We start from the raw sequence: 25,570 nt of genomic DNA on the forward strand, positions 1-25,570 counted from the left end.
ACGCATCAAGCAAACGGCTGCCCGCGGGCAGCCGTTTTACATTTGCCGCATCTGCGTTGGGTGCTTTGCCGTATACACCTATCAAGCGGCCCGTTGCGCCGCCGTGATCCAGTTATACACGCGACTAACCATGCCGCTGACGCGGTTAATCCGAGGGGCGGGCGGGCGCGGCAACGCGCAGTGGCCTCAGCGGCCTCAGTGGCCTGTCACGCCCGATGTTAAACGTGATGTTAAACGTTAAGCGGTATGGAACAAAACCGCTCGCGCGTTGACGAACCGCTTGATGACGTGCCGGTGTGCAGCGCCTCCAGGTCAGCTTGGTGAACGAACATGTAACACAGTGCCTGTCGCTGTAGACCGAATGGCAACGCCGCGCGTTGATGAAAAATGACCCGGGCACAGAAACGCATGACGTCCGCGCCCGATGCGACAAAACGTGCGCGCGCAGACGGGCTGTCCGGTGTAACAGTGAGATTGTTCGATGAACGAGACGATTCGTGTAACGGTGCATGATGAACTGTGCTGAACAGCACAGCAGGCAGAGGGCGCTGTCGAAATGGAATGGCAGGGGAAAGGCTGCAACGTGGGTCTGCAATCGTTGCGCGATAGCGGTGATGCGAGCGCAAAATTGTAGGTGAGCGAATCTGCGTTTCCAAGTGAGGAATGTTGGGAGGCGGGTACGGCGCGATTTTCGCAACGTAGTTCGTGAAAAAAAATTTAAAAGGGTTTAGGATGAATTCGAGCGATGTCGTTTCCGAATAGCGCGCCGCGCACGACATCGGTCTAGACTTCGGCGAGGAGGTAGCATGGATATCTACAGCAGTTTCGCGACCCGCTTCGAGAAAACGCGAGAAGATGAACTCTCGCTCGAGGAGTATCTCGCGCTCTGCAAAGACAATCCCGCCGCGTACGCCACAGCCGGCGAACGCATGTTGACGGCAATCGGTGAACCAGAACAGATCGACACTCGTAACGATCCGCGCCTGTCGCGTATCTTCGCGAACAAGGTCATCAAGGTATACCCCGCATTCCGTGAGTTCTACGGAATGGAAGAGGTGATCGAGCAGGTGGTCGCCTACTTCCGGCACTCGGCCCAGGGGCTCGAAGAAAAGAAACAGATTCTGTATCTGCTGGGACCGGTCGGCGGCGGTAAATCGTCGATCGCGGAACGTCTGAAGCAACTCATGGAACGCGTGCCGTTCTACTCGATCAAGGGCTCGCCCGTGAACGAGTCGCCTCTCGGTCTGTTCGATTACGACGAGGACGGTCCGATCCTCGAAGAGCAATACGGTATTCCACGCCGCTACCTGAAAAACATTCTGAGCCCGTGGGCGGTGAAGCGCCTGCACGAATACAACGGCGACATTCGCAAATTCCGCGTGGTGCGCCGCTATCCGTCGATCCTTCGTCAGATCGGTATCGCCAAGACCGAGCCGGGTGACGAAAACAATCAGGACATTTCGTCGCTGGTCGGCAAGGTCGACATCCGCAAGCTCGAACAGTACGCACAAGACGACGCAGATGCATATAGCTACTCCGGTGGCCTGTGCCTGGCGAACCAGGGCCTGCTCGAGTTCGTCGAAATGTTCAAGGCGCCGATCAAGGTCCTGCACCCGCTGCTGACCGCCACTCAGGAAGGCAACTTCAAGGGCACGGAAGGCTTCGGCGCGATCCCGTTCGACGGCGTGATCCTCGCTCACTCGAACGAGTCGGAGTGGAAGGCGTTCCGCAACAACCGCAACAACGAAGCACTGCTCGACCGGATCTTCGTCGTGAAGGTGCCGTATTGCCTGCGCTATGGCGAAGAGGTCAAGATCTACGAGAAGCTGCTGCGCAATTCGTCGCTGGCCAATGCGATATGCGCGCCGGGTACGTTGAAGATGATGGCGCAGATGTCCGTGCTCACGCGCTTGCAGGAGCCGGAAAACTCCAGCCTCTTTTCGAAGATGCAGGTGTACGACGGCGAGAATCTCAAGGATACCGATCCGAAGGCCAAGTCGTATCAGGAGTACCGCGATTTCGCGGGCGTGGATGAAGGGATGACCGGCGTGTCGACCCGCTTCGCGTTCAAGATACTGTCGCGCGTATTCAACTTCGACTCGACCGAAGTCGCGGCGAATCCGGTGCACCTGATGTACGTGCTCGAACAGCAGATCGAGCGCGAGCAGTTCCCACCGGAAACCGAGCAGAAGTATCTGTCGTTCATCAAGGACGTGCTGGCGTCGCGCTATGCCGAGTTCATCGGCAAGGAGATTCAGACCGCGTACCTGGAGTCGTATTCCGAGTATGGTCAGAATATTTTCGATCGCTACGTGACGTATGCGGACTTCTGGATTCAGGACCAGGAGTTCCGCGACCACGACACCGGCGAGAGTTTCGACCGCGCGGCGCTGAACGCCGAACTGGAGAAGATCGAGAAACCGGCGGGTATCAGCAACCCGAAGGACTTCCGCAACGAAATCGTGAACTTCGTGCTGCGTGCGCGTGCTGCCAATGCAGGGAAAAATCCTGCCTGGATCAGCTACGAGAAGCTGCGCGTCGTGATCGAAAAGAAGATGTTCTCGAACACGGAAGAACTGTTGCCGGTGATCTCGTTCAACGCCAAGGGCTCGGCGGAAGAGCAACGCAAGCACGAAGACTTCGTCAATCGTATGGTGACGAAGGGCTATACGCCGAAGCAGGTGCGCTTGCTGTGTGACTGGTATCTGCGCGTGCGCAAGTCGTCATGATACGCACTGCGTGCCGCCCGCGCGGTCCGACCGCGCGGGCACCTTGCGAGGCGCGAGCTGCATGGACATAGCGTTGCGTCTCGCGCACCCGAAATTAGCGTGCTAGTGCATGGGACCAGAGTAAGAGCTTTGCATGGGATCGGAGTAAGCGCTAAAGCGCCAACTCCGATCGACAGCTAAAGCGCTAACTCTGGTCGACACGGGAGACCGGGCGTGCTTCATCAAATCATCGACCGCAGGTTAGCAGGCAAGAACAAGAGCATTGCAAACCGTGAGCGCTTTTTGCGCCGCGTTAAGAACTATATCCGGCGGGCCGTTTCGGAGGCGGTTCGCGATCGCAGCATCAAGGATATTCAGAATACCCAGAGCATCACCATCCCGCGCAAGGACATCGCGGAACCGTCGTTCCGGCATGGTCCCGGCGGCAAGCGGGAAATGGTGCATCCGGGCAACTCGGACTACATCCGCGGCGACAAGATCCCGCGCCCGCAAGGGGGCGGCGGTGGAGGCGGAGGCAATCAGGCCAGCAATGAGGGCGAGGGTCAGGACGACTTCGTGTTCGAGCTGAGCCGCGAAGAGTTCATGCAGTATTTCTTCGACGACCTCGAACTCCCACGTCTCGTCAAAACCCATCTGATGGCCGTGCCTACGTGGAAAAGCATCCGCGCCGGCTGGGCGGCCGAGGGCACGCCGAACAATATCGACGTGGTCCGTTCGCTGAGGAGCGCGCTCGGCCGCCGTATTGCGCTCGGTGCGCCGCTCGTCAATCAGTTGCACGAGATGGAACGGCAGCTCGAAGCAATGAAAGCCGATCCGGACGATCGTCGCGACGAGATCAAACTGCTCGAAGAGGAAATCCACCATTTGCGCGGGCGCATCTGGCGTATTCCGTTTATCGATCCGTTCGATCTGCGCTACGTGAACCGCGTGAAGCAACCCACACCGTCCAGCCAGGCGGTGATGTTCTGTCTGATGGATGTGTCCGGTTCCATGGACGAACAGCGCAAGGATCTCGCCAAGCGCTTTTTCATCCTGCTGTATCTGTTCCTCAAGCGTAACTACGAAAAGATCGAAGTGGTCTTCATTCGTCACCACACCCGCGCCGAGGAGGTCGACGAAGACACCTTCTTTCATTCGACGGAAAGCGGCGGCACGGTGGTGTCGAGCGCGCTGGAACTGATGCAGAAGGTGATGGACGAGCGCTATTCGCCGACTGAATGGAATATTTACGGCGCTCAGGCTTCGGACGGCGACAATTGGACCGACGATTCGCCCAAGTGCCGCAAGATACTTTCGGATGACATCCTGGAGAAGGTGCGCTATTTTGCATATATCCAGGTCACGCCGGAAGAGCAGAACCTGTGGCTCGAATATGCGCAGTTGGCGCTGAGCCAGCCGCACATGGCGATGAAGAAGGTCGAAACCGCGGCAGACATTTATCCGGTGTTTCGTGAGTTGTTTGAAAAGCAGGTGGCGTCTTCATGACAAAACACCTGCACAACGAAGCGCGCGGCTATCAGCCGGAGCGCGGGAAAGGCGTGCCGCAGAGTCAGTCGGGGCATGCCGAGGCGAAGGCGGACGATACGGGAGCCGCCGCAGCCGGAGCAGTCGACGCCGCTGCAGCACGGGGACACACCGGAACGCCCACCGAGGGGCAAAGGGAAGTCCGTATGAACGTAGCCGATAGACGGCCTCTGCCGTGCCCGTCCGACTGGACCTTCGAATTGATCGAAGAGTACGACTCGCATATTGCCCGTGTTGCAGAGCAATATGAACTCGACGTGTATCCGATCCAGCTCGAACTCATCAGCGCCGAACAGATGATGGACGCTTACGCGTCCGTCGGCATGCCGGTGAACTACCGTCACTGGTCGTTCGGCAAACACTTTCTCTCTACCGAAAAAAGCTACCGTCGTGGGCAGATGGGGCTGGCGTACGAAATCGTCATCAATTCGAACCCTTGCATCGCTTACCTGATGGAAGAGAACACGATGACGATGCAGGCACTCGTCATCGCGCATGCGGCCTATGGCCACAACTCGTTCTTCAAGGGCAACTATCTGTTCAAGTTGTGGACGGATGCGCACGCGATCATCGACTACCTCGTCTACGCGAAGAATTACATCGCGGAGTGCGAAGAGCGCTTCGGGCTCGACCGGGTGGAGGAACTGCTCGATTCGTGCCACGCGTTGATGAACTACGGTGTGGACCGTTACAAGCGTCCGCAGAAACTTTCGCTGGAAAAGGAGTTCGCGGCGCGCCGCGAACGTGAGGCTTATCTGCAATCGCAGGTCAATGAACTGTGGCGCACCTTGCCGACCCGGCACACGCCGTTGCCGGAGGAAACCGAGGAGCGTTATCCACCGGAGCCGCAGGAAAACCTGCTGTATTTCGCGGAGAAAAACGCACCGTTACTCGAGCCGTGGGAGCGGGAAGTGATCCGCATCGTGCGCAAGGTCGGGCAGTATTTCTATCCGCAACGGCAAACCCAGGTCATGAACGAAGGCTGGGCCACGTTCTGGCACTACACCTTGCTCAACACGATGTATGCGCAGGGCAAGCTGGAAGACGGCTTCATGATGGAGTTTCTCCATTCGCACAGCAATGTGGTCTACCAGCCGCCGGTTACGAAACCGTACTACAGCGGGATCAATCCCTATGCGCTCGGGTTTTCGATGATGAGCGATATCCGCCGGATCTGCGAAGCGCCGACGGAGGAGGACCGCAAGTGGTTCCCGGAACTGGCCGGCAGCCCATGGTTACCCGCTATGCACTACGCCATGCGCAACTTCAAGGACGAGAGTTTCGTCGCGCAGTATCTGTCGCCGCATCTGATCCGCGAGATGCGTCTGTTCTCGGTGCTCGACGACGACATGCGCGACGCGCTCGAAGTCTCGGCAATTCACGACGACAGCGGGTATCAGTACGTGCGTCAGGCGTTGTCGCGGCAGTACGACATGCATCATCGGGAGCCGAATATTCAGGTGTGGGCGGTCAACACTCGCGGCGACCGGAGTCTGACGCTGCGGCATTTCATGAGCGACAACCGGCATCTGTCCGGCGATAGCGATGAGGTGCTCAAGCACATGGCGCGCTTGTGGCAATTCGACGTCTACCTCGAAAGCGTCGATGAGAATGGCACGGTGAGGAAGCGGTATGAGTGTAAGTATGTGCCGCCGGCGATAAGGGTTTGAGTAAGAGTTTGAGTTCGCTCGGCTCTGTCGCATGGAGGCGGGTTTTTTGATCTGTCCGAAGCCCCTGTTTGTCTGTTACGAACAGGGGTTTTTGTCATTCGGAGTCTGACGGGTCGACTGGCCTCCATTTTTCAGTAATTTATGAATAAGTACTGAAAAAACCGCAAACCTAGATTTTTCAGTAAAATATAAAAAATTACTGAAAGACCCTATGTCGCCTTTTCCTCTCTACGAGCAGCAAGAACAAGCCTACTGCTCCCAGTTCGCCAACATCGAACAGGCCGCCGCCACTCAGGACAAGGTTCTGATGGGCGCGCCCGGAACGGTTATCGAACATAAACGGGGCGAGGCTGTCTACTACGCCCGTCAGTACATGGGTCCGGAAGGCAAGAAGCAGGAGGAGAGCCTCGGCGGTCCAAAGGGCGATCCAGAGGTGGATAGCCGGGTAGAGGAGGTGCGCCGGCGCATCGATCTGAGCAAGGATCTCATCTCGCGAATCCGCGACCTCGGCAAGCTGGGTTTTCAACTGGCGGACAACAAAACCTATGCTACCGTCGGCGTTCTTTACAATTACGGCCTTTTCGAGGCAGGGGCTGTGCTGATCGGCTCGCACGCTTATGCCGTGATTCTCAACTCGCTCGGTATCAAGGCTATCTCATACGAGACCGAGGATATCGATATCGCGCGCCGGCATCAGCTCGCGCTCGTCAACCTTCCCGAAGGCGGACTGCTCGCCATGCTCAAGGAGACCGGCATTAACTTCGTGCCGGTCCCCGCCATGAAACGCGGCGAGGCGTCCACCTCGTTTACAGAAGCAGGGAAGTCGCGCTTCCATGTCGACTTGCTGGTCCCCTCGCATGACGACTCTTTTCCTACGGTGCCTGTGGCCGAGCTCAATGCGCATGCCACGGGCTTGCCGTATCTGGCCTACCTGCTAGGCCGGTCCCATGCCGGAACGCTCGTGTCACGGCATGGCGCCGTGCCCGTACGCGTGCCTGACGCGGCCCGCTTTGCCATCCATAAACTACTCGTGTCGCGCCTGCGAACGAACACGCTCGTCAAATCGCAAAAGGACGTGCGCCAGGCGTCGGTATTGCTGGCCATGCTCGGCGAACATCGCACCGGCGACATCGAAGACGCCTGCGCCGAACTTCCGCGATCGGCGCGCGCACTTGTGCGCCGCACCTTGCCTGAAGTCGAATCGCTAATGCGTGACGCTCACGAGGCAGCACTCGAAGAGCTTGCAACGAGCCTCTCGGGATAGTCCCTAACAAACTCCCATCTTTCCCTTGCAATTCTGTAAAATTCGCGCACGCGCGCTATAGGTGCCACTGCGGTACCTCGATGCGCGTGTTGTGAAGGCGGCGCCACGACCGCTACCTCCGTTTAAAGACAAGGAAAGACAACAGCATGACCGACCTATCCGATCAAACCGTGGCCACGGCTCATGACGCCCACGACACCCGGCGCCGCATCTTCGCGATCGTTGGCGCTTCATCGGGCAATCTAGTCGAGTGGTTCGACTTCTACGTGTACTCGTTCTGCGCGCTGTACTTCGCGCCGGCCTTCTTCCCGAGCGGCAACACCACCACGCAGTTGCTCAATACCGCCGGCGTCTTTGCTGCGGGCTTCCTGATGCGTCCGATCGGCGGCTGGTTCTTCGGCCGGCTCGCCGACAAGCACGGCCGCAAGACCGCGATGATGGTGTCGGTGTTCATGATGTGCGGCGGCTCGCTTGTGATCGCCGTGTTGCCCACGTATGCGCAGATCGGCGCATTGGCGCCGGCGCTGCTGCTGGTCGCGCGTCTGTTCCAGGGCTTGTCGGTGGGTGGCGAATACGGCACCAGCGCAACCTATATGAGTGAAGTCGCGCTCAAGGGCCGTCGCGGGTTCTTTGCCTCGTTCCAGTACGTCACGCTGATCGGCGGCCAGTTGTGCGCGCTGCTCGTGCTGGTGATCCTGCAACAAACGCTCTCCACCGAAGAACTGAAAGCATGGGGCTGGCGCGTGCCGTTCGTGATCGGTGCGCTGGCGGCGCTGGTTGCGCTGTATCTGCGTAAATCGCTCGAAGAAACCACCACGGCTGAAACACGCCAACGCAAGGAAGCCGGCACGCTACGCGGCTTGTGGTTGCACAAGGGTGCATTTGTGACGGTGCTGGGCTTCACGGCCGGCGGCTCGCTGATTTTCTATACGTTCACCACGTACATGCAGAAGTACCTGGTCAACACAGCCGGTATGCACGCCAAGACAGCCAGCAACGTGATGACCGCGGCGCTGTTCGTCTACATGGTGATGCAGCCGGCGTTCGGCGCGTTGTCGGATCGCATCGGCCGGCGTCGTTCGATGCTGTTCTTCGGCTTCTTCGCGACCATCGGCACCGTGCCGCTGCTGCACGCGTTGAAAGACGTGACGAGTCCGTATGCGGCCTTTGGCCTTGTCGTCGTGGCGCTGGCGATCGTCAGCTTCTATACGTCGATCAGCGGCCTGATCAAGGCCGAAATGTTCCCGCCGGAAGTGCGCGCGCTCGGCGTGGGTTTGTCGTATGCCGTGGCCAATGCGATCTTCGGCGGCTCGGCGGAATACGTTGCGCTGTGGCTGAAGTCGGTAGGTAACGAGTCGATGTTCTACTGGTATGTGACCGTGCTGTGCGCGATCGCAGGTCTCGTGTCGCTGCGCATGCGCGATCCTTCGAAAGAAGGGTATCTGCGCCACGAGCCTTGAGCGTGAATAACGCGCTCGAACAGCGTGCATAAGCAGCACGTTGCTTGAGAACGGCGGCCAGGGGCAACCCGGCCGCCGTTTTTTTATCGCATTGGCAAGCACGGCAAGCACGGCAAGCACGGCAAGCACGGCAAGCACGGCAAGCACGGCAAGCACGGCAAGCACGGCAAGCACGGCAAGCACGGCAAGCACGGCAAGCCAGGTGCAGGGCGCATGCTCAAGCCACCACAATCTCCGTCCCTAACGCATGCAGTAGATCGCGCAGCGTCTCGGCTTGCGCCATCTTCGCGCCGCTGCGCAGATGAATCTGCAGCGCGCGCCCCGCGATCCCATCGACGGGATGCGCGAGCCACAACTCCACGGCGAGCCCCAATCCTTCCGGTTGATTGACGGCGACCGGTTCGATCACACGCGGCTTGAAACAGGCACTGTCGGACATGGCGAATCACCTCGGATGATGACGGTACGAGATTCATCGTAATCAGCCGCAGGCTCGGGACCAAGCGACAAATACGCGTTTGCTAATGAGTGGATGCTTAGCAGAAAACGCGCTTATTACAGGAGCATTTCTTGGTTCTGACCGCGCAGCGTCGCTGCTAATGTGACGCCCATGCGTGCATCGGCTGCACCTCGCGCTTGCGACAGATTGACGACGGATGCCGCCGACACGCATCCGTTTCCGAAACATCGCACGCATATTGAACAAGCATCGCGCACACACAAAGAGATCCACAAAAATGAAATCGAAAATACTCGCTGCCTGGTTAATGACACTGACGGGACTCTCGCTGACGGTGCCGGGGCTCGCTTATGCCGACCGTCTCGACGACATCAAAAAGGCCGGCGTACTGCGCGTCGCGACCTTCGACAGCAATCCGCCGTTCGGTTATGTCGACGCAACCAGCAACCACATCGTCGGCCTCGACGTCGACTACGCGCAGGCGCTCGCCGACAAGCTCGGCGTGAAACTCGAACTGCAGCCGACCAACCCGGCCAACCGCATTCCGTTCCTCACGTCGAAGAAAGTGGACCTGGTGCTCGCCAACTTCACGATCACCGACGAGCGCGCCAAACAGGTCGATTTCAGCATTCCGTATTTCTCGTCGGGCCAGCAGTTTCTGGCGAAGAAGGGCGTGCTGAAGTCGGCGGATCAGATCAACAGTTTGCGGGTAGGCGCGGACAAGGGCACCACCAACGAGATCACGCTGCGCGAGAAATTCCCGCAAGCCACGATCGTTGCCTACGACGACACGCCGTTCGCGTTCGCTGCTTTGCGCGCGGGCAACGTGCAGGCGATTACGCAGGACGGTCCGAAGCTGGTCGGTCTGCTTGCCAACGTGCCGGACAAGCAGAACTACGAGATTCCGGCGTTCACGATTTCGAACGACTATATGGGCGTCGGCATCCCGAAGGGCGAGACGCGTCTTGTCGGCTTTGTGAACGACACGCTGAAGGGGCTGGAAGCCGACGGCTCGGCCGCGAAGATCTACAACCGCTGGTTCGGTCCGCAAACGAAGACGCCGCTCGCGCGCATCTTCAGGATCGGCGACAAGACCTGATCTGTTTCCCTGTCGCGGTAGCGCGCTGGAATGAACGGGCACGTCGACAACGTGCCCGTCGGCGTTTTCGAAAGAAGCGCTTTGAAGAAGCAGGTTTAAGGAAGCAGGTTTAACGATGCAAGCATGGCTCGCTCCGAAGTATCTGATGTGGTTGTGGCAAGGCTTCGGCGTAACCGTCGGACTCACGGTGACGGTAGCGCTCGCCGCCACCTTGTCCGGCTTCGTGCTGGCGATCGCGCGTCATGCCCGATATGGCTGGTTGCGACGCGCAACGGCCACGTATGTGCTCGTGTTTCGCAACACGCCGTTGCTGGTGCAACTGTTCTTCTGGTATTTCGGCGCGGCCACGCTGATGCCTGACGCGTGGATGCAATGGCTGAACACGCCGCATGGCGTGCACATCGGTACGTACGCGCTGCGCTGGCCGTCGTTCGAATTTGTCGCGGGGTGGGTGGGGCTCACATGTTATACGGCAGCTTTCATCGCCGAGGAGTTTCAGGCGGGTTTGCGCGGCGTGCCGGTCGGTCAGCATGCTGCGGCCGCGGCGCTTGGTCTCACGCCATTGCAGGCCTTCCTTCATGTCGTTTTGCCGCAAGCGGTGCGTATTTCGCTGCCGCCGCTCTTCGGCCAATACATGAATCTCGTGAAAAATTCATCGCTGACGATGGCGATCGGTCTGGCCGAACTGTCGTATGCATCGCGTCAGGTCGAGACTGAAACCTTTAAGACCTTCGAGGCGTTCGGTGTGGCAACCGTGTTGTATATCGCCGCTGTGGCGTTGATCGAAGCCGTTGCGCATGCGGTGGCCCATGCGCGCGACCGCGCATTCGTGAGGCGCTGAACATGACATGGACGCTGTTCGCTCATAACCTGCCGTATCTGCTGGTCGGCGCATTTCCGCAGGGACCACTCGGCGGCGCGGCGCTCACGCTGGTGCTTGCAGTGTGTTCCGCGTTCGCATCGGCGGTGCTCGGTGTCGCGGGCGGCATTGCGTTGACGATGGCGGGGCGCATCACCCGTGTACCCTTGCTGCTCGTAATCGGCTTCTTCCGCGCGATTCCTGTGCTGATGCTGATTTTCTGGACGTATTTCCTGCTGCCGGTGGTGTTCCAGATCGATGTGCCCGGACTCGCGACGGTCGTCTGCGCGCTCTCGCTGATCGGCGGTGCGTACCTCGCGCATTCGGTTCATGCGGGCATTCGCGCAGTCGGCGACGGTCAGTGGCAAGCCGGGCTGTCGCTCGGCCTCACGCGGATGCAAGCACTGCGCTATGTGTTGCTGCCTCAAGCGATGCGCATCATGGCGCCTTCGTTTGTGAATCAGTGGGTGTCGCTCGTGAAGGATACCTCGCTCGCGTATATCGTCGGTGTCGGCGAGTTGTCGTTTGTCGCGACACAGGTCAGCAATCGGCTGATGGTGTATCCCGCGCAGATCTTTTTGTTCGTCGGTTTTATCTATCTCGTGTTGTGCACGGCGCTCGACCGCGTCGCCACTTATGCGTTGACGCGGCGCAAGCGCATCGTACCGCCCCTTGCACAGGCCGCGACCCAGGCACTGTCTGGTGACTAACCGACTAACCGGCTAACCCGAAGCCGCAGCGATGTTTGTCCGCCGATCGGGCTCGCGATGAAGCAAGTGGCGCAGGAATCGGCGGTCGCGTCCAGCTACGCCGCCGCCAGTTCAGATCAGTTCAGACCGATCGCTCACGAGGTCCGTGACGAGTTCCGACACAGCGGCGACCGGCTCAGAGACGACAGCGGGCGCTGCTGCGACCACGGCGGCCACCGCCGCATGCTGCCGCACGCCCACAGCCGCACGCGAGAGCATGAGCAGGTGGTAATAGAGCCGCATGCTGAAGCCATAGTTGTAGGCGAAGAGATGCGTGAGCGCGATCTTCAACCCAGGCATCGCCTGGTGATTCTTCGCATGAACCGACACGACGATCGGCGCGAGCCGGCGCAATGCGAGCTTGCGTGACGGTTCAAGTTGCGGCGGCAGGCTCAGCGCCTTGACGAACGCATACGCACTGACGGTCGCGGCAACCGCCGTGCCGCGCGTGCTATGCGAGATCGAGGTCGCTGTCTTCCGGTACACCGAGACGTATTCGTGCAGATAGAACACCTTGCGCGCCGCAAGACAGAGTTCGGTGCCGAACACGAAATCGCAGCACATGCCGTACTGATCCTTGTAGCCGATCCGCTTGACGAGATCCGCGTTGGCCATCCAGCCGTTGTTCGGGAACATCTGGATCAGCCCGGTTCTGCCTGGCAAAGGCTGCAAACCTTCGACGTCCTTCGTGCGGCGAAACGCGGTGTTCAAACGCGTGCTCGCGTCGAAGTCGATTGCGCCGCTGTGATCGGCCTCGTACTGATCGGCGAAGGCCACCTCCAGCTGCGGATGAAGCGCCCATAGCGACACGAGCTTTTCGACGCCGTCGGTGGTGAGCAGGTCGTCGTCGTGAATCAGCAGGATCTTGTCGCCACGCGCGCGCTCGAACAGGCTCGCAACATTGCGCGCCTGCCCGAGCGGCGGCTGGTTTTTCTCATAGCGGATGCGCGGCTCGTTCGCATAGCGCGTTGCCATCAACTCCTGCGTGCGTGCGTCCTTCGAATCGTCGCCGATCACGATTTCCAGATTGCCGTAGCTTTGCGCCAGGCAGGAGTCGATACACGCGACGAGGAGATCAGGGCGATTGCACGTGGGCAGGCAAATGGAGACCCGCGGGGTGGGGGAAATCGGGGCGGTAGAGGTGATGGACATGGGCTTCGCCTTTCTTATCTGTTGAGGGGCGGCAGCCGGTTCGCTTGGCGCACACGTCGCTGCAAGCAGGAAAATAGTCCATTACACGAAAAAAATAATTGGTAATAAGTCGGAAAAAATGTCTTTTTTCTGAAAGGGCTCCGAAGGGGAAAAATTGTGCGACTTTGGTGCAAAAACGCAGCAAAGCCGCCTGTGGGTTGACGCTCAATATGTTTCAACTGACTGACGGTTCGCCCTCTCCGGGTTTTTTGCCGGAACGGTCGGCCGGCGACTGTTTGCGCCCTTCATCGCGGCGCTCGGGCAGCTTGCTTTTCTCATTGTCGCTGTGGACGACCGGCTGCGGATGTTCGATATCGGCCGGCCTGGCCGAGGGGTTTTCCTTGGTTGCGCTCATTTGCATGCTCCCGGGTTGAGGACATCGTGTGAGCAGCAACGCACAGGCCTGACGCTTCGCGCACTTACAAACAACACCTTGACCGCGCCCTACATTCGGCGCACCGTAAAGAAGGAAAAACCACGGGAGCCTGACATGTCGCTCAACTTCCCGAACCCAAGCCGCAGTTACGACGCCTTCCACCACTGCGTCAATTTCTGGGGCTATGACAACGCGCGTGAAATCGCTTTCACGGTCAACGATTCGGTCATTTCGAATCTAAGTCCGAACGCAGGCTCCGACGAACCGGCCGTGCTGGCGGCTTTCGATCTTCATCGCGAGCAAATTCTCACGCTCGCTCGCGGTCTGTATGCCGGCGGTCCGCAAAACCGCTATACGATTTCCTGACGCAGCGCGGCGACCGCTTTACCCGAACCCGTGTCTCCCGCGTGGCTCAAGCAACCGTTTCGCGCATCGAACCGCCAGTCAACGAAACGATGAAATCGAAGAACGCCCGCACTTTCGCCGGCGGATGATGCCGCGACGGATAGAGCGCATACAGCGGATAAACTTCATCGCTCCAGTCAGGAAACAGTTCGACCAGTTTGCCATTGGCGAGCAGGGATTCGGCGCCGAGCGCGAGAATCTGTGCGACGCCCTGGCCCGCGGCACACACGCTATGCAAGGTGCCGACGTCGTTCACGGTCAAGCGGCCTTGCGGCGTAATCACGGTCTTCTTGCGTCCGTGGTGAAACTCCCAGTTGAACGGGTAACCCGTTAGCGGATCACGGAACTTGATGCATACGTGCTTGCCGCCTTCGAGTTCGGACGGGCTCGCCGGATGTCCGTGTTTCTTCAGATACGACGGCGCAGCCACGGTCAGAATCCGTGTGTCGAGCAGCTTGCGTGCAATCAGCGTCGAAACGGGCGGATCACCGAAACGGATTGCCAGATCGAAACCGTCGGCGACCATATCGCCTAACTGGTCGCGCGTGACCAGTTCGAGTTGCAGATCGGCATGCTTATCTATGAAGCCGCCCAGTCTCGGCCCCAGCACGAGACGCGAAAAGAACGGATCCATGTTCACGCGTAACCGTCCGCGAACCGCCGTGGCACCCAGCGCCGCCGAAGCCGCCGCTTCTTCGAGTCCACCGAGCAGCGGCACGATCTGTTCGTAAAAGCGCCGGCCTTCGTCAGTTAGCGTGACGGACCGGGTCGTGCGATCGAATAGCCGGATGCCGAGACGTGTTTCGAGCCGGGCAACAGAACGGCTGACCCCGGATTGGGACATGTCGAGCGCTTCGCCGGCTGCCGCAAAACTGCCGCAATCGACGATCGCCGTCAGCACGCCCATGCCGTTCAGCATGCGCTCGTCAAATGGCATGTGATAGTCCCTTGTTACGCATTAATGCGTGACATGCTAACGCGAAACGTTGCATGCGATGCGTGTTATGCAAGAGGCATATCAGCGCCCGGCGCCTTGGGTCGCCTGGCCAGATACAGCGCGCGTAACAGGCGCTTCGTCGAGATGACGGAACACCCAGGCGGACACCAGCGTGATGACGCCCACGCATACGAAGCTCAGGCGGAATCCGAGCGCCGCCGATCCCCATTGCGCCGTGAACAGATTCACCAGCCCGCCGCCAATGGAAACACCCAGCCCGATTGCGAGCATCTGCACCATCGAAAAGAGGCTGTTACCGCTGCCGGCGTCTTCATGCGAGAGGCCTTTGAGCGTGACGCTGTTCATCGCCGCGAACTGCATGGAGTTGGCGCCGCCGAACACCGCCAGAATCACGATCTCGACGATGAGCGGCGTACTGCGCGTAATCAATGCGAACGCAACGATCGCCGACCCCACGATTATCGTGTTGACGAGCAGGAACGTGTCATAGCCGTAGCGGCGCACGAGCGGCGCAATCCAGCGTTTGGTGAGCGTGCCGGCAAGTGCGGCAGGCAGCATCATCAGGCCGGAATGCAGCGGTGTGTAGCCGAGTTGCAATTGCAACAGCAACGGCACGAGAAACGGTACGGCGCTCGAGCCGATGCGGCACACCAGGTTGCCGATCAGACCGACGCTGAAATTCGGTTCGCTAAAGAGCGAGAGTTTGAAGAGCGGATTGTCGCGGCGCTTTGCGTGCGGAATATAGGCGAGCGCGCTGACCACGGCGAGCGCGAACAGACCCGCCGACCATGCCGCGCGGTGCGACGGCACCGGCGCGTCGACGGCTAGCGAAAACGCGATCATGCACAGCGACAACAGCCCACAGCCGACGAAGTCGAACGGCGGCGCCTTGGCTTCGCCATGGGCAGGCAAATACCGCTGTACCGCGTAGAGACCCAATGCACCGATCGGCACGTTGATCAGAAAGATCCAGTGCCACGTAATGGCCTCGACGAACCAGCCGCCGAGCGTCGGCCCCGCGATGGGCCCCAATTGGCCGGCAATCGAAATGAACGCAAGCGCCGACACGTATTGCTCGCTGGAGACGCTGCGCAGAACGGCAAGCCGTCCGATCGGCAACAACATCGAACCGCCTAGCCCTTGCAGAACCCGCGCCATCACCAGTTGGCCGAGCGTATGCGCGCTCGCGCAGCAGATCGACCCGAGCACGAAGACGAGGATTGCCACGAAATAGACGCGCCGCGTGCCGAAGCGATCCGCGAGCCAGCCCGAGGCGGGCGTGAGCATCGCCATGGTCAGCGTGTAGGCGACCACGATCGGCTGCATGGCGAGAGGCGCGACGTGCAGGCTGTTCGCAATCGATGGCAACGCGGTGTTGACGATCGTCGTATCGAGCGACTGCATGAAAAAACCGGCGGCGACGATCCAGAGCAGCGCGGTTTGGGCGGAATCCTTGTTCATTGTTCAATAGAGCGACGGGGCGGTGGGGGCGGACAGTCCGGCGGGCCGTGCTCGAAGCAGTCGTTGGGGATTGCGTCATGATATTGACATTACCGTCAATCGGGAACCCCACTAGGAGCATTGACTGTTATCGACTTTGCCGATAACCAGGGCGACAATAACGCATGCTCAATCCCATCTGGCTCAAGACCTTCGCAACCGTCGCGGCCTGCCATAGCTTTACCGAGGCGGGGCGGCGGCTCGATCTCACGCAGTCGAGCGTCAGCGAACATATCCGCCGGCTCGAACAGAGCGTCGGGCGGCGCCTGTTCGTGCGCGACACCCATTCGCTCGCGATGACGCCGGACGGCGAGGCCATGCTCGCGCACGCCAGCGTGATCCTGCAGGCGCTCGCGCGGGCCGAGTCGCAGTTTCGTGCGCCGCGTCTGAAAGGGCGCGTGCGGCTCGGCTCATCGGACGATGTCGCGCTCGGGCCGTTGCCTACGGTGCTGGCGGCGTTTCGCGACGCGCATCCCGATGTCGAACTGGAAATCACCATTGGTATGACCGGGAAGCTGTATGAATTGCTCGACGCCGGTTCGATCGATTTGCTGGTCGGCAAGCGGCGTTTGGGCGACCGCCGCGGCGTGCCGCTGTTCACGGGGCGGCTGGAGTGGCTGGCGCGCGCCGGCACGCTGGTCGATCTCAGTCAGCCGTTGCCGCTGATTCTGGTCGCCGAGCCGAGCGTGACCCGGGCGGTGGTGCTCGACGCGCTCGCCGAAGCCGGTTTCAGCTGGCAGGTGGTGTGTACGAGCAGCAGTCACTCGGGCTGCATTGCTGCTGCGCGTGGCGGGCTCGGTATCACGGTTCGTCCGCAGTATCTGGCCGCGCGAGGCCTGACGCCTCCGCTCAACGCGGCCAGTCTGCCGACGCTGCCCTCGGTGGAATTCATCGCGCTGGCCGCCAAACGGCTGAGCCGTCCGGCGGGCACGTTGCTGCAACTGCTGCACGACAGCGATTTGCGCGGGTCGTGGATTGGTGAGTAATGCCTGCTTCGCCGGGATCGGCCGTACGCCGATCCCAAAGTCGCGCGCCGCGTCGCGAATCGCGGTGACGATGCCCGCTTGCGTGTCCGCATAGGGAATTTTCGAGGCGCGCACGGTGCCGATAGGATTCCAGAAGAATTTGCTGTGGCATACCGGATTAAAGAGAACGTGGGCAACCACCGGCGAAGCATGAAGACGGCTGCAACTCAAGCGTCCTTACCGCCTGTAATGGCATCGTTGCCGGGCTTCGGTCGATTCTGTATGGTGGGTCATTGACCCGGCCGATGAGATTCCGAATGACGCTCCCCGCAGACCAACTTCCGCAACCCGTTCGCTCCGATGTCCTGATCATCGGCGCGGGCCCCGTGGGTCTTTTCGCCGCTTTCGAAGCGGGCGTGATCGGCCTGTCGTGCCAGATTGTCGATGCGCTCGGCAAGGTCGGCGGCCAGTGCACGGAGCTCTATCCAGACAAACCGATCTACGACATTCCCGCGATTCCCTCATGTACCGCGCGCGAACTGGTCGAGCGTTTGATGGCGCAATGCAAGCCGTTCGATGTGCCGATCCATCTCGAACAGAGAGTCGAGTCGGTCGAGCAGCGCGACGATGGACGCTGGACGGTGCGTACCGATCGCGGTCTCGTCTTCGACGTGGCAGCGATTCTGCTCGCCGCCGGCAATGGTGCGTTCGTCCCGCAAAAACTGCCGCTGGCCGAAGCCGTGCCGCTGGAGTCGCGCCACGTGCACTACAGCGTGCCACGTCTCGCCGATTTCGCCGGCAAGACCGTGGTGGTGGCCGGCGGCGGCGATTCCGCGCTCGACTGGGCGCTGGCATTGCGCAAGGTCGCGCGGCGCGTGACGCTGGTGCATCGTCGCAACGGTTTCAGCGCGGCGGATTCGAGCGTGGCGTCAATGCGGCGCGCAGTCGAGGCTGGGGAGATGGACTTCGTCGTCGGCGCGATTTCGGGGCTCAACGTCGAAGGCGATACGCTCAAGTCGATTGGGTTGCGGCATATCGAAGGCGAAACGCAGCTCGAAACGGAGCAACTCGTCGTGCTGTACGGCCTGGTTGCCGATCTCGGGCCGATCGCGCAATGGAATCTGTCGACCCACGGCGGTCGCGTCGATGTGGATACGTCGAACTACGAAAGCTCGCGGCCCGGCATCTTCGCGGTCGGCGACATCGCCAACTATCCGAACAAGCAGAAACTCATTCTGTCCGGCTTTCATGAGGCGTCGCTCGCGCTGCGCAAGGCGTACACGTACGCCTATCCGGAGAAGAAGCGGGTGCACGTCCATTCCAGCTACGACGCGAAGCTGGCGGAAAAGGTCGGGGCAGCCGCCTGAGCGCGGGCAATACCGTCCAGCTGGCGCGGGAGGCCGTGTTCCGCGGTCCGCCCCGCGAACATCGGCCACGCACGGCGAATTTGTCTGCCCGTGCTTGCCATCCCGTCTTGCAATCAAAAATCTGACCCGCGCAAATTTCATCTTGACAGTATCTGACTGTGCAGATATATTGGTTTTAACCAATCAGGAGTTGCGCATGGATCACTACACGCCGGAGAGTTTTGGTCTGACAAACAGCGTAGGGTTCTACATCAACAAGGCGCGCAATCTGTTGATCACTGAAATGGACGCCGCGCTGAAAGATCTGGATATCACCAGCCAGCAAATGGGCATCCTGTTGTCGTTGCATCAGGACATTGCGGCCACGCCGTTCGAGTTGTCCAAACATCTGGGTATCGACACGGGTTTGATGACGCGCATGCTCGACAAGCTTGAAACCAAAGGCTTGCTGGAACGCTCGCGCAGTATCGAGGACCGGCGCGTCGTCAATCTGAAGTTGACGAAGGCGGGCAAGGAAGTCGCCGAGCATCTTCCGCAGATTGTTCCGGTGGTGCTGAACGGGCGTTTGAGGAAGTTCACCAAAGCCGAATTCGAGGAATTGCGCCGCCTGCTGAACAAGTTTCTCGAAGACTAGCAAGCGACGAGGCAAACATCGCTGCGAACGATCGCAGCCATTTTTTTACCTTAATATCTGACAGGTCAGCAAATGATATTGCAGCTAAAAAGACAGGCAGCCAGGTCACGTATCGCGAAGGCGGGCGTGACGGCAATCTTCGCGGCCGTGCTGTCGGCTTGCGCGAACTACGCTGGCATCTCGAGCGACAAGCAGATGGCACAGCCGCAGACTTACGTGACTCAACAAAGCCTCCCCGCGGATCACGGTCATTGGCCCGCCGCCGATTGGGCGGATCAGTTCGGCGACGCGCAACTGAAGGCCTTGCTTGTGGAAGCGCTGAAGGGCAATCCGTCGATCGAACAGGCGCGGGCACGGGTTGCCGCGGCCGCTGCGTATAGCGACACCGCGAAGGCCGGCACGATGCCGCAAGTCGGCGCCACGTATTCGTTCACGCGCCAGCAGTATTCGGGCACGGCGCTGGTGCCGCCGCCGTATGGCGGTTCATGGCAATCGGAGAACGAAGGCCTGCTATCCGCTTCCTACGATCTGGACTTGTGGGGCAAGAATCGCGAAGCGCTCAAAGCCTCACTGTCTCAACTGCAGGCGAGCGAGGCGGATGCCGAAGTCGTCAGGCTGTCGCTGACGTCCGCAACGGCACGGGCTTATAACCAGTTGGCTCGTCTGTACGCGTTGCGCGACATCGCGCAGCAGGAGATCACGCAACGCGAGCAGATCGACCGCATTACCGCCGGGCGCATCGCAACGGGCCTCGATACCCAGGTCGAGCGCAAGACGGCGCAAGCGAACCTCGCCACGAGTCGCGCGACGTTGGCGTCGCTCGACGGCAGCATCCTCACCACCCGCTATCAACTGGCCGCCTTGCTTGGCGCGGGCCCGGACCGAGGCCTCACGATTGCGCGCCCATCGCTTGGAATCGGCGACGAGGTACGTCTGCCGGACAACCTGCCCGCCGACCTGGTGAGCCGCCGCCCGGACCTGGCCGCCGCCAGATGGCGCGTCGACGCGCTCACGCATGACGTGAAGGAAGCCAAGGCCGAGTTCTATCCCGACATCAACCTGAGCGCCGCCATCGGTCTCGACGCATTCGGCTTCGGCCGCTTTCTGACTGCTGCGAGCCGCACGACATCGGTCGGTCCGGCGATCCATCTGCCGATCTTCGACGGCGGTCAGTTGCGTGCGCAACTGAAGGGGCGGTATGCCGACTTCGACTACGCCGTCGCGACGTATAACCAGACGCTCGTCACCGCGCTCTCCGAAGTCGCGACGCAACTCGCGCAAATCCGTTCGACCGACGAGCAACTCGGCGACGCGCAAGCCGCCCAGGAAGCCGCCCGCGGTGCCGATCAGTTGGCGCTCACGCAGTACAAGGCCGGTCTTGCGAATCAACTGACGGTACTGAATGCCGACACCACGGCGCTTGCCGCCGACCAGCAGGTCGCGAATCTGAAGATGAACCGCCGCGATCAGCAGATTGCGCTGGCTGCCGCACTGGGCGGTGGCTATACCGACAGCGCCGATTCGAGTGCGAAGGGCAGCGTGGCCGCGTCGGTCACTTCTTCGACCACTTCGGCCACCGCAGCAGTACAAACCAACCCCGTCGTCGCCACTCGCTAAGACGCCATCGCGACGCTTTCACTTTCTGTCCAGGACCCACAAAATGAGCGATACGATCACCACCAACCGCGAGACGGCGGACGCGGACCAACCCCAGCAGGTGCGCACGCCCGCGAAGCGCAAGCTGCTGCTCAGCTTGCTGGCCGCCACCGTCGTGTTGGCCGGCGCGGGCTACGGCGCCTACTACATCACGAACGGTCAATATCACCAGTCGACCGACGATGCCTATGTCAACGGCAATCTTGTCCAATTGACGCCGCAAGTAAGCGGCACCGTGGTCGCGGTGAACGCTGACGACACGCAGATCGTCAAGCAGGGCGCACCGGTCGTGACGCTCGACAACGCCGACGCGAAAGTCGCGCTGTCGAACGCCGAAGCGACGCTCGGCCAGACCGTGAGACAGGTCAGCGGCCTGTACGTGAACAACGATTTCTACGCCGCGACCGTCGCGCAACGTCAGTCCGATCTCGCGCGTGCCGAAGACGACCTCAAGCGCCGCCTGGCCGTGGCCGAAACGGGCGCGGTATCCGGCGAGGACATCGCCCATGCGCGCGACGCCGTCAGCGCCGCACAGGCCGCGCTCGACGCCGCTCGCCAGCAGGCCGCAGCCAACCACGCGCTGACCGACCGCACGTCGGTCGAACAGCATCCGAACGTGCAGGCCACCGCCTCGAAAGTGCGCGACGCATACCTGAATTACGCGCGCAACACGTTGCCCGCACCGGTGACGGGCTATGTGGCGCGCCGCTCGGTGCAGGTCGGTCAACGCGTGGCGCCGGGCACGCCGCTGATGGCGATCGTGCCGCTCGACGGCGTGTGGGTCGATGCGAACTTCAAGGAAGGCCAGTTGAGGCACATGCGCATCGGCCAACCGGTCACGTTGACGGCTGATGTGTATGGCTCGAGCGTCAAGTATCACGGCCACGTGGTGGGTTTCTCCGCAGGTACGGGGGCCGCATTCGCCGTGTTGCCCGCGCAGAACGCAACCGGCAACTGGATCAAGGTCGTGCAGCGTCTCCCTGCGCGAATCCAGCTCGACCAGAACGAACTGAACGCGCATCCGCTGCTAATCGGCCTGTCAATGCAAGTCGATGTCGAAACGCGCGACGAGTCGGGCACTCAACTGGGCGCGGCAATCAACACGACGTATCGCACGGACGTGTTCGCCGAGTACGGCGCCGACGCCGATGCCGAAATCGCCAGGATCATCGCGCAGAACATGCCGTTGACGCGTGCGGTAGCGGCAAGCGCGACGCCAAAGAACGCCGCACGGATAGCAGGTTGAACGGGCGATTTTCCGACGCCCGTTTTTTTAACCAATTAGCTGACAAGTCAGAAATTAGCCTTCTTCGATAGGTGACGAAATGAATGGATCGCCCAACGCCGCAGCGCTCCCGCCTCTGACCGGCGGCAAGCTCGTGCTGGCGACGCTTGCCGTGGCATTGGCCACGTTTATGAACGTACTTGATTCGTCGATCGCGAACGTCGCGATTCCGACCATTGCGGGCAATCTTGGTGTGTCGGTGGATGAGGGGACGTGGGTGATTACGCTGTTCGCCGCGGCCAACGCGATTGCGATTCCGCTGACGGGCTGGCTCACGCAGCGCGTCGGGCAAATCAAACTGTTCGTGTGGGCCATTCTGTTGTTCGTACTCTCGTCATGGGCATGCGGCATTGCGCCGACGCTGCCGGTACTGCTCGCGGCGCGGATCGTGCAGGGCGCGGTGGCGGGTCCGCTGATTCCACTGTCGCAGGCGATTCTGCTCGGCTCGTATCCGCGGGAAAAGAGCTCGCACGCTTTGGCGTTGTGGGCCATGACGGCGACGGTCGGCCCTATCGCGGGCCCGGCGCTCGGCGGCTGGATTACCGATAGCTACTCGTGGTCATGGATCTTCTACATCAATATTCCAGTCGGCATCTTTGCGGCAGGCGTGACGTGGGCGATCTACCGCACCCGCGAAACTCCAACCAAACGCTTGCCGATCGACAAGGTAGGGCTGCTCTCGCTGATCGCGTGGGTGGGTTCGCTGCAGATCATGCTCGACAAGGGCAAGGACCTCGACTGGTTCAACTCGCCGGTGATTGTCGCGCTGACCGTATTCGCGGCGATCAGCTTTGCGTTTTTCCTGATCTGGGAGTTGACCGAGAAGAATCCGATCGTCGACCTGCGATTGTTCGGAGGACGTAATTTTCTGGGCGGCACGATTGCCATTTCGGTGGCGTACGCAGTGTTCTTCTCCAACCTCGTCCTGTTGCCGCAGTGGATGCAGGAGTACTTGAGCTACCGGTCGGTGGACGCCGGTCTGGCTACCGCGCCGCTTGGCATCTTTGCCGTGATTCTGGCGCCGGTGATGGCGAAGATCATGCCGAAGTCGGATGCGCGAGTGCTGGCGACGCTGGCGTTTCTCGGCTTTGCCTGCGTGTTTTTCATGCGCTCGCATTACACGACTGGCGTGGATACGTGGACCCTGGTTTTACCGACTCTGCTGCAAGGAATTCCGACTGCGCTGTTCTTTGTGCCGCTGACGGCGATCATTCTTTCCGGCCTCACGCCCGACAAGATTCCGGCCGCTGCGGGATTGTCGAACTTTGCGCGAGTGTTTGCGGGAGCGGTGGGAACATCGCTTGCTACTACGGGCTGGAATGACCGCACGATCCTGCATCATGCGAGGCTGGCCGAGCAAACGAGTGTGAATAATCCGACGTTCACTTCTGCTCTGGACGCCGTGCAAGCGTCGCTGGGAGGAAGTGCTTCTCAGGCGATGGCGTTCTTCGAACAGTCGATGAACGCGCAGGCAGCGATGCTCGGCCTGAACGATATTTTCTGGCTTTCCGCCGTGATTTTCGTGGCGATCATTCCGTTGATCTGGGTGACGAAGCCGGACAAGGCGAGTGCGGCCGCGGCGGCTGGCGCCGGGGGGCATTGAGCGTGTGGCATCAATGAACGAAACACGAAAGTGAGCCGGTACAGGCTGCCAAAAATGGCCGGTTATGCAATGCCGGCTGCGTTGCACGACATGCCGCGCCGGCTAACGGTCAATGTAGCAGGTCAATGCAGCAGGTCAATGCAGCGAGTCAATGCGGCGGCTCCGGCGACGCGCTCGCCAGTCTTTACCCGCGACCGCCGCGTGCGATCTCTTCGCCGGCGCGATGCGGCATGCGCAGCGTCACGGGGATCGACGCGAACGAGCACAAGCCCACCACCAGAAATGCGGGCCAGAAATCCGACCACGTGATGCTCGGATGTCCGTGCAGCACACGCGAAATCTGCAGCACGATACCGCCTATGGTCACGCCCAGACCGAGCGACATCTGCTGCACGACGCTGCCGAGACTCGTGGCGCGCCCCACATCGCGGCTGGCTATCTCCGCGTAAGTCAGCGAGTTGAGGCTCGTAAATTGCAACGCGGGGAAGAAGCCGCCGAGCAACACGACGAACCAGATGATCCAGATCGGCGTGCCAGGGAAAAACAGTCCGCACGCCGCAATTGAAATCCCTGACAGCGCCGCGTTCACCACCAGCACCGAACGGAAACCGAAGCGATGCAGCACGCGCGAGGCCACCGCGCGCATGAACATGCCGCCGAACGCGGACGCGCAGGTGATCAGGCCCGACTCGAACGCGCTCATGCCGTGTCCTTCCTGCAGCATCAGCGGCAGCAGAAACGGCAACGCACCGAGGCCGATGCGAAACAGTGACCCGCCGAGCACGCTGGCCTGAAATGTCGGTACCTTGAAAAAGCGCAGATCGAGCAACGGGAGTTTGACGCGCTGGGCATACAGGACGTAGCCGGCAAGCAGAACGGCGCCGCTCGCGCACATGCCGAACGCGTCCCGATTCGAAATGAGTTCGCCGCCGACTAGCGACAGTCCGAGCAGAAGCAGCACTGCGCCCGCCGCCGACAGAAAAAAACCGATCCAGTCGAGCGGCCCCGGGTCCGGTTCGCGCGTATTGGCAATGTGCCGGTTGGTCAGATAGATGCCGAGAATGCCGATCGGCACGTTGATGAAGAAGATCAGGCGCCAGTGCAGATAGGTGGTGATGAAACCGCCGAGCAGCGGTCCGGCAGCCGGTCCGAGCATCGCGGGGACGCTCAGATAGTTCATCGCGCGAATGAAATCGGATTTGTGGACCACGCGAAAAATGATGATCCGTCCAACCGGGACCATCATCGCACCGCCGACGCCTTGCACGAAGCGGGCGAGGGTGAACGTAGCCAGCGAGTTCGACGCGGCGCACAAAAGTGAGCCGGTCACGAAGATGCCGATCGCGGTGCGGAAAATCGTGCGCGCGCCGAAGCGGTCCGCGAGCCAGCCGCATACCGGGATGAACACGCCGAGACCCAGTACGTAGCTCGTGACCGCGATTTTCAGCGTGACCGGATCGCGCCCGAAGTCGCGCGCCATGGCGGGCAGCGCCGTGACGATCACATTCGCATCGACGCTTTCCATGAACATCGCGCAGGCGACGATTAGGGGCGCAATCAGGGCTTTCTGGACGACGGTCATGGGGGCGGACGAGGCGATCGGTCTGCGGCGGATGGCCGCAGACAAAGGGGGCATTATTGCACCTGTACGGTGCGGATGGTTAATAGCGCAGCATCCGATGCTTCCCTTTTTCGAGATTGCTCGTGTTCCGGATGTGACCGTCGCACAACACCCCGACGGGATTATTGATATTTGTTGCGGTGCGGCACGAGAGGGCTATAATCGGGTTGTTACCTAGGTATAAACCCTATACAG

The 25,570-nt window shown here is 60.6% G+C and carries 22 protein-coding genes and 1 pseudogene; 16 read left to right on the forward strand and 7 right to left on the reverse strand.

Features of this window, described 5'->3' with window-relative positions; translation table 11 throughout:
• Window positions 1–806 precede the first annotated feature (806 nt).
• From ACOSV0_RS08035 to ACOSV0_RS08055, 5 genes are all read left to right on the forward strand, one after another.
• Window positions 807–2,729 carry a PrkA family serine protein kinase gene (locus ACOSV0_RS08035; RefSeq protein ID WP_434109763.1) on the forward strand — a complete coding sequence of 641 codons (1,923 nt, stop codon included), beginning with the start codon at window positions 807–809 and terminating at the stop codon, window positions 2,727–2,729.
• A gap of 213 nt (window positions 2,730–2,942) precedes the next feature.
• Window positions 2,943–4,214, forward strand: a complete 1,272-nt coding sequence (locus tag ACOSV0_RS08040; RefSeq protein WP_434109764.1) for a YeaH/YhbH family protein — start codon at window positions 2,943–2,945, stop codon at window positions 4,212–4,214.
• Complete coding sequence (locus ACOSV0_RS08045) at window positions 4,211–5,923, forward strand: SpoVR family protein (RefSeq protein WP_434109765.1); 1,713 nt, start codon at window positions 4,211–4,213, stop codon at window positions 5,921–5,923. Before ACOSV0_RS08040 ends, ACOSV0_RS08045 begins: the two co-directional genes overlap by 4 nt.
• Before the next feature lie 211 nt (window positions 5,924–6,134).
• Window positions 6,135–7,187 (forward strand): GSU2403 family nucleotidyltransferase fold protein, encoded by a 1,053-nt coding sequence (locus ACOSV0_RS08050; RefSeq protein ID WP_434109766.1) that lies wholly within the window; start codon window positions 6,135–6,137, stop codon window positions 7,185–7,187.
• 146 nt (window positions 7,188–7,333) lie between these two features.
• The gene (locus ACOSV0_RS08055) at window positions 7,334–8,647 is read left to right on the forward strand and encodes an MFS family transporter (protein ID WP_434109767.1); all 1,314 of its coding nucleotides are present in this window, start codon (window positions 7,334–7,336) and stop codon (window positions 8,645–8,647) included.
• A gap of 217 nt (window positions 8,648–8,864) precedes the next feature.
• On the opposite strand, the gene ACOSV0_RS08060 is transcribed toward ACOSV0_RS08055, so the two are convergent.
• Window positions 8,865–9,086, reverse strand: a complete 222-nt coding sequence (locus ACOSV0_RS08060) for a hypothetical protein (protein ID WP_434109768.1) — start codon at window positions 9,084–9,086, stop codon at window positions 8,865–8,867.
• A 298-nt stretch (window positions 9,087–9,384) separates the two neighbouring features.
• Here ACOSV0_RS08060 and ACOSV0_RS08065 point away from each other — a divergent pair, with 298 nt between their 5' ends.
• From ACOSV0_RS08065 to ACOSV0_RS08075, 3 genes are all read left to right on the forward strand, one after another.
• Window positions 9,385–10,206 carry an ABC transporter substrate-binding protein gene (locus ACOSV0_RS08065; protein ID WP_434109769.1) on the forward strand — a complete coding sequence of 274 codons (822 nt, stop codon included), beginning with the start codon at window positions 9,385–9,387 and terminating at the stop codon, window positions 10,204–10,206.
• Window positions 10,207–10,321: 115 nt separating this feature from the next.
• Window positions 10,322–11,047, forward strand: coding sequence for an amino acid ABC transporter permease (locus ACOSV0_RS08070; protein ID WP_434109770.1), 726 nt, complete (start codon window positions 10,322–10,324; stop codon window positions 11,045–11,047).
• A 2-nt stretch (window positions 11,048–11,049) separates the two neighbouring features.
• Window positions 11,050–11,775 carry an amino acid ABC transporter permease gene (locus ACOSV0_RS08075; protein WP_434109771.1) on the forward strand — a complete coding sequence of 242 codons (726 nt, stop codon included), beginning with the start codon at window positions 11,050–11,052 and terminating at the stop codon, window positions 11,773–11,775.
• A gap of 111 nt (window positions 11,776–11,886) precedes the next feature.
• Here ACOSV0_RS08075 and ACOSV0_RS08080 read toward each other — a convergent pair whose 3' ends face one another.
• Window positions 11,887–12,966 carry a glycosyltransferase family 2 protein gene (locus ACOSV0_RS08080; protein ID WP_434109772.1) on the reverse strand — a complete coding sequence of 360 codons (1,080 nt, stop codon included), beginning with the start codon at window positions 12,964–12,966 and terminating at the stop codon, window positions 11,887–11,889.
• A gap of 214 nt (window positions 12,967–13,180) precedes the next feature.
• On the reverse strand, window positions 13,181–13,360 hold the full coding sequence (locus ACOSV0_RS08085; RefSeq protein WP_434109773.1) for a hypothetical protein: 180 nt from the start codon (window positions 13,358–13,360) through the stop codon (window positions 13,181–13,183).
• Window positions 13,361–13,495: 135 nt separating this feature from the next.
• Between ACOSV0_RS08085 and ACOSV0_RS08090 the strand changes: the two genes are divergently transcribed.
• A complete protein-coding gene (locus ACOSV0_RS08090; RefSeq protein WP_434109774.1) occupies window positions 13,496–13,747 on the forward strand; it encodes a DUF1488 domain-containing protein in 252 nt (83 codons plus the stop codon).
• 46 nt (window positions 13,748–13,793) lie between these two features.
• On the opposite strand, the gene ACOSV0_RS08095 is transcribed toward ACOSV0_RS08090, so the two are convergent.
• Both ACOSV0_RS08095 and ACOSV0_RS08100 read right to left on the reverse strand, forming a co-directional pair.
• Window positions 13,794–14,723, reverse strand: coding sequence for a LysR family transcriptional regulator (locus ACOSV0_RS08095; RefSeq protein ID WP_434109775.1), 930 nt, complete (start codon window positions 14,721–14,723; stop codon window positions 13,794–13,796).
• A gap of 81 nt (window positions 14,724–14,804) precedes the next feature.
• Entirely contained in the window at window positions 14,805–16,205 is a 1,401-nt protein-coding gene (locus ACOSV0_RS08100; protein ID WP_434109776.1) for a DHA2 family efflux MFS transporter permease subunit, read from the reverse strand.
• 164 nt (window positions 16,206–16,369) lie between these two features.
• Between ACOSV0_RS08100 and ACOSV0_RS08105 the strand changes: the two genes are divergently transcribed.
• Entirely contained in the window at window positions 16,370–17,230 is an 861-nt protein-coding gene (locus ACOSV0_RS08105) for a LysR family transcriptional regulator (RefSeq protein ID WP_434109777.1), read from the forward strand.
• A gap of 9 nt (window positions 17,231–17,239) precedes the next feature.
• On the opposite strand, the pseudogene ACOSV0_RS08110 reads toward ACOSV0_RS08105, so the two are convergent.
• A pseudogene (locus tag ACOSV0_RS08110) lies at window positions 17,240–17,383 on the reverse strand (adenosine deaminase); the annotation flags it as partial.
• Window positions 17,384–17,526: 143 nt separating this feature from the next.
• On the opposite strand from ACOSV0_RS08110, the gene ACOSV0_RS08115 reads away from it, so the two are divergent.
• The 5 genes from ACOSV0_RS08115 to ACOSV0_RS08135 all read left to right on the forward strand — a co-directional run bounded on the left by ACOSV0_RS08115 (window position 17,527) and on the right by ACOSV0_RS08135 (window position 23,754).
• Window positions 17,527–18,576 carry an NAD(P)/FAD-dependent oxidoreductase gene (locus ACOSV0_RS08115; protein WP_434109778.1) on the forward strand — a complete coding sequence of 350 codons (1,050 nt, stop codon included), beginning with the start codon at window positions 17,527–17,529 and terminating at the stop codon, window positions 18,574–18,576.
• A 196-nt stretch (window positions 18,577–18,772) separates the two neighbouring features.
• Window positions 18,773–19,210, forward strand: coding sequence for a MarR family winged helix-turn-helix transcriptional regulator (locus ACOSV0_RS08120; RefSeq protein WP_434109779.1), 438 nt, complete (start codon window positions 18,773–18,775; stop codon window positions 19,208–19,210).
• A 72-nt stretch (window positions 19,211–19,282) separates the two neighbouring features.
• Complete coding sequence (locus ACOSV0_RS08125; RefSeq protein WP_434109780.1) at window positions 19,283–20,827, forward strand: efflux transporter outer membrane subunit; 1,545 nt, start codon at window positions 19,283–19,285, stop codon at window positions 20,825–20,827.
• A 43-nt stretch (window positions 20,828–20,870) separates the two neighbouring features.
• Entirely contained in the window at window positions 20,871–22,112 is a 1,242-nt protein-coding gene (locus ACOSV0_RS08130) for an HlyD family efflux transporter periplasmic adaptor subunit (protein ID WP_434109781.1), read from the forward strand.
• A gap of 79 nt (window positions 22,113–22,191) precedes the next feature.
• On the forward strand, window positions 22,192–23,754 hold the full coding sequence (locus tag ACOSV0_RS08135; RefSeq protein WP_434109782.1) for a DHA2 family efflux MFS transporter permease subunit: 1,563 nt from the start codon (window positions 22,192–22,194) through the stop codon (window positions 23,752–23,754).
• Between the two features lie 184 nt (window positions 23,755–23,938).
• Here the strand turns inward: ACOSV0_RS08135 and ACOSV0_RS08140 are convergent, their stop codons facing one another.
• Window positions 23,939–25,336, reverse strand: coding sequence for an MFS transporter (locus tag ACOSV0_RS08140; protein WP_434109783.1), 1,398 nt, complete (start codon window positions 25,334–25,336; stop codon window positions 23,939–23,941).
• Between ACOSV0_RS08140 and ACOSV0_RS08145 the strand changes: the two genes are divergently transcribed.
• Window positions 25,278–25,553: a hypothetical protein gene (locus tag ACOSV0_RS08145; RefSeq protein ID WP_434110385.1), complete on the forward strand. Its 276-nt coding sequence runs from the start codon at window positions 25,278–25,280 to the stop codon at window positions 25,551–25,553. The genes ACOSV0_RS08140 and ACOSV0_RS08145 overlap by 59 nt on opposite strands.
• The last annotated feature ends 17 nt before the right edge of the window (window positions 25,554–25,570 follow it).

It is taken from the genome of Paraburkholderia caffeinilytica (assembly GCF_051027425.1).
In the GTDB taxonomy this organism is placed as follows: domain Bacteria; phylum Pseudomonadota; class Gammaproteobacteria; order Burkholderiales; family Burkholderiaceae; genus Paraburkholderia; species Paraburkholderia caffeinilytica_A.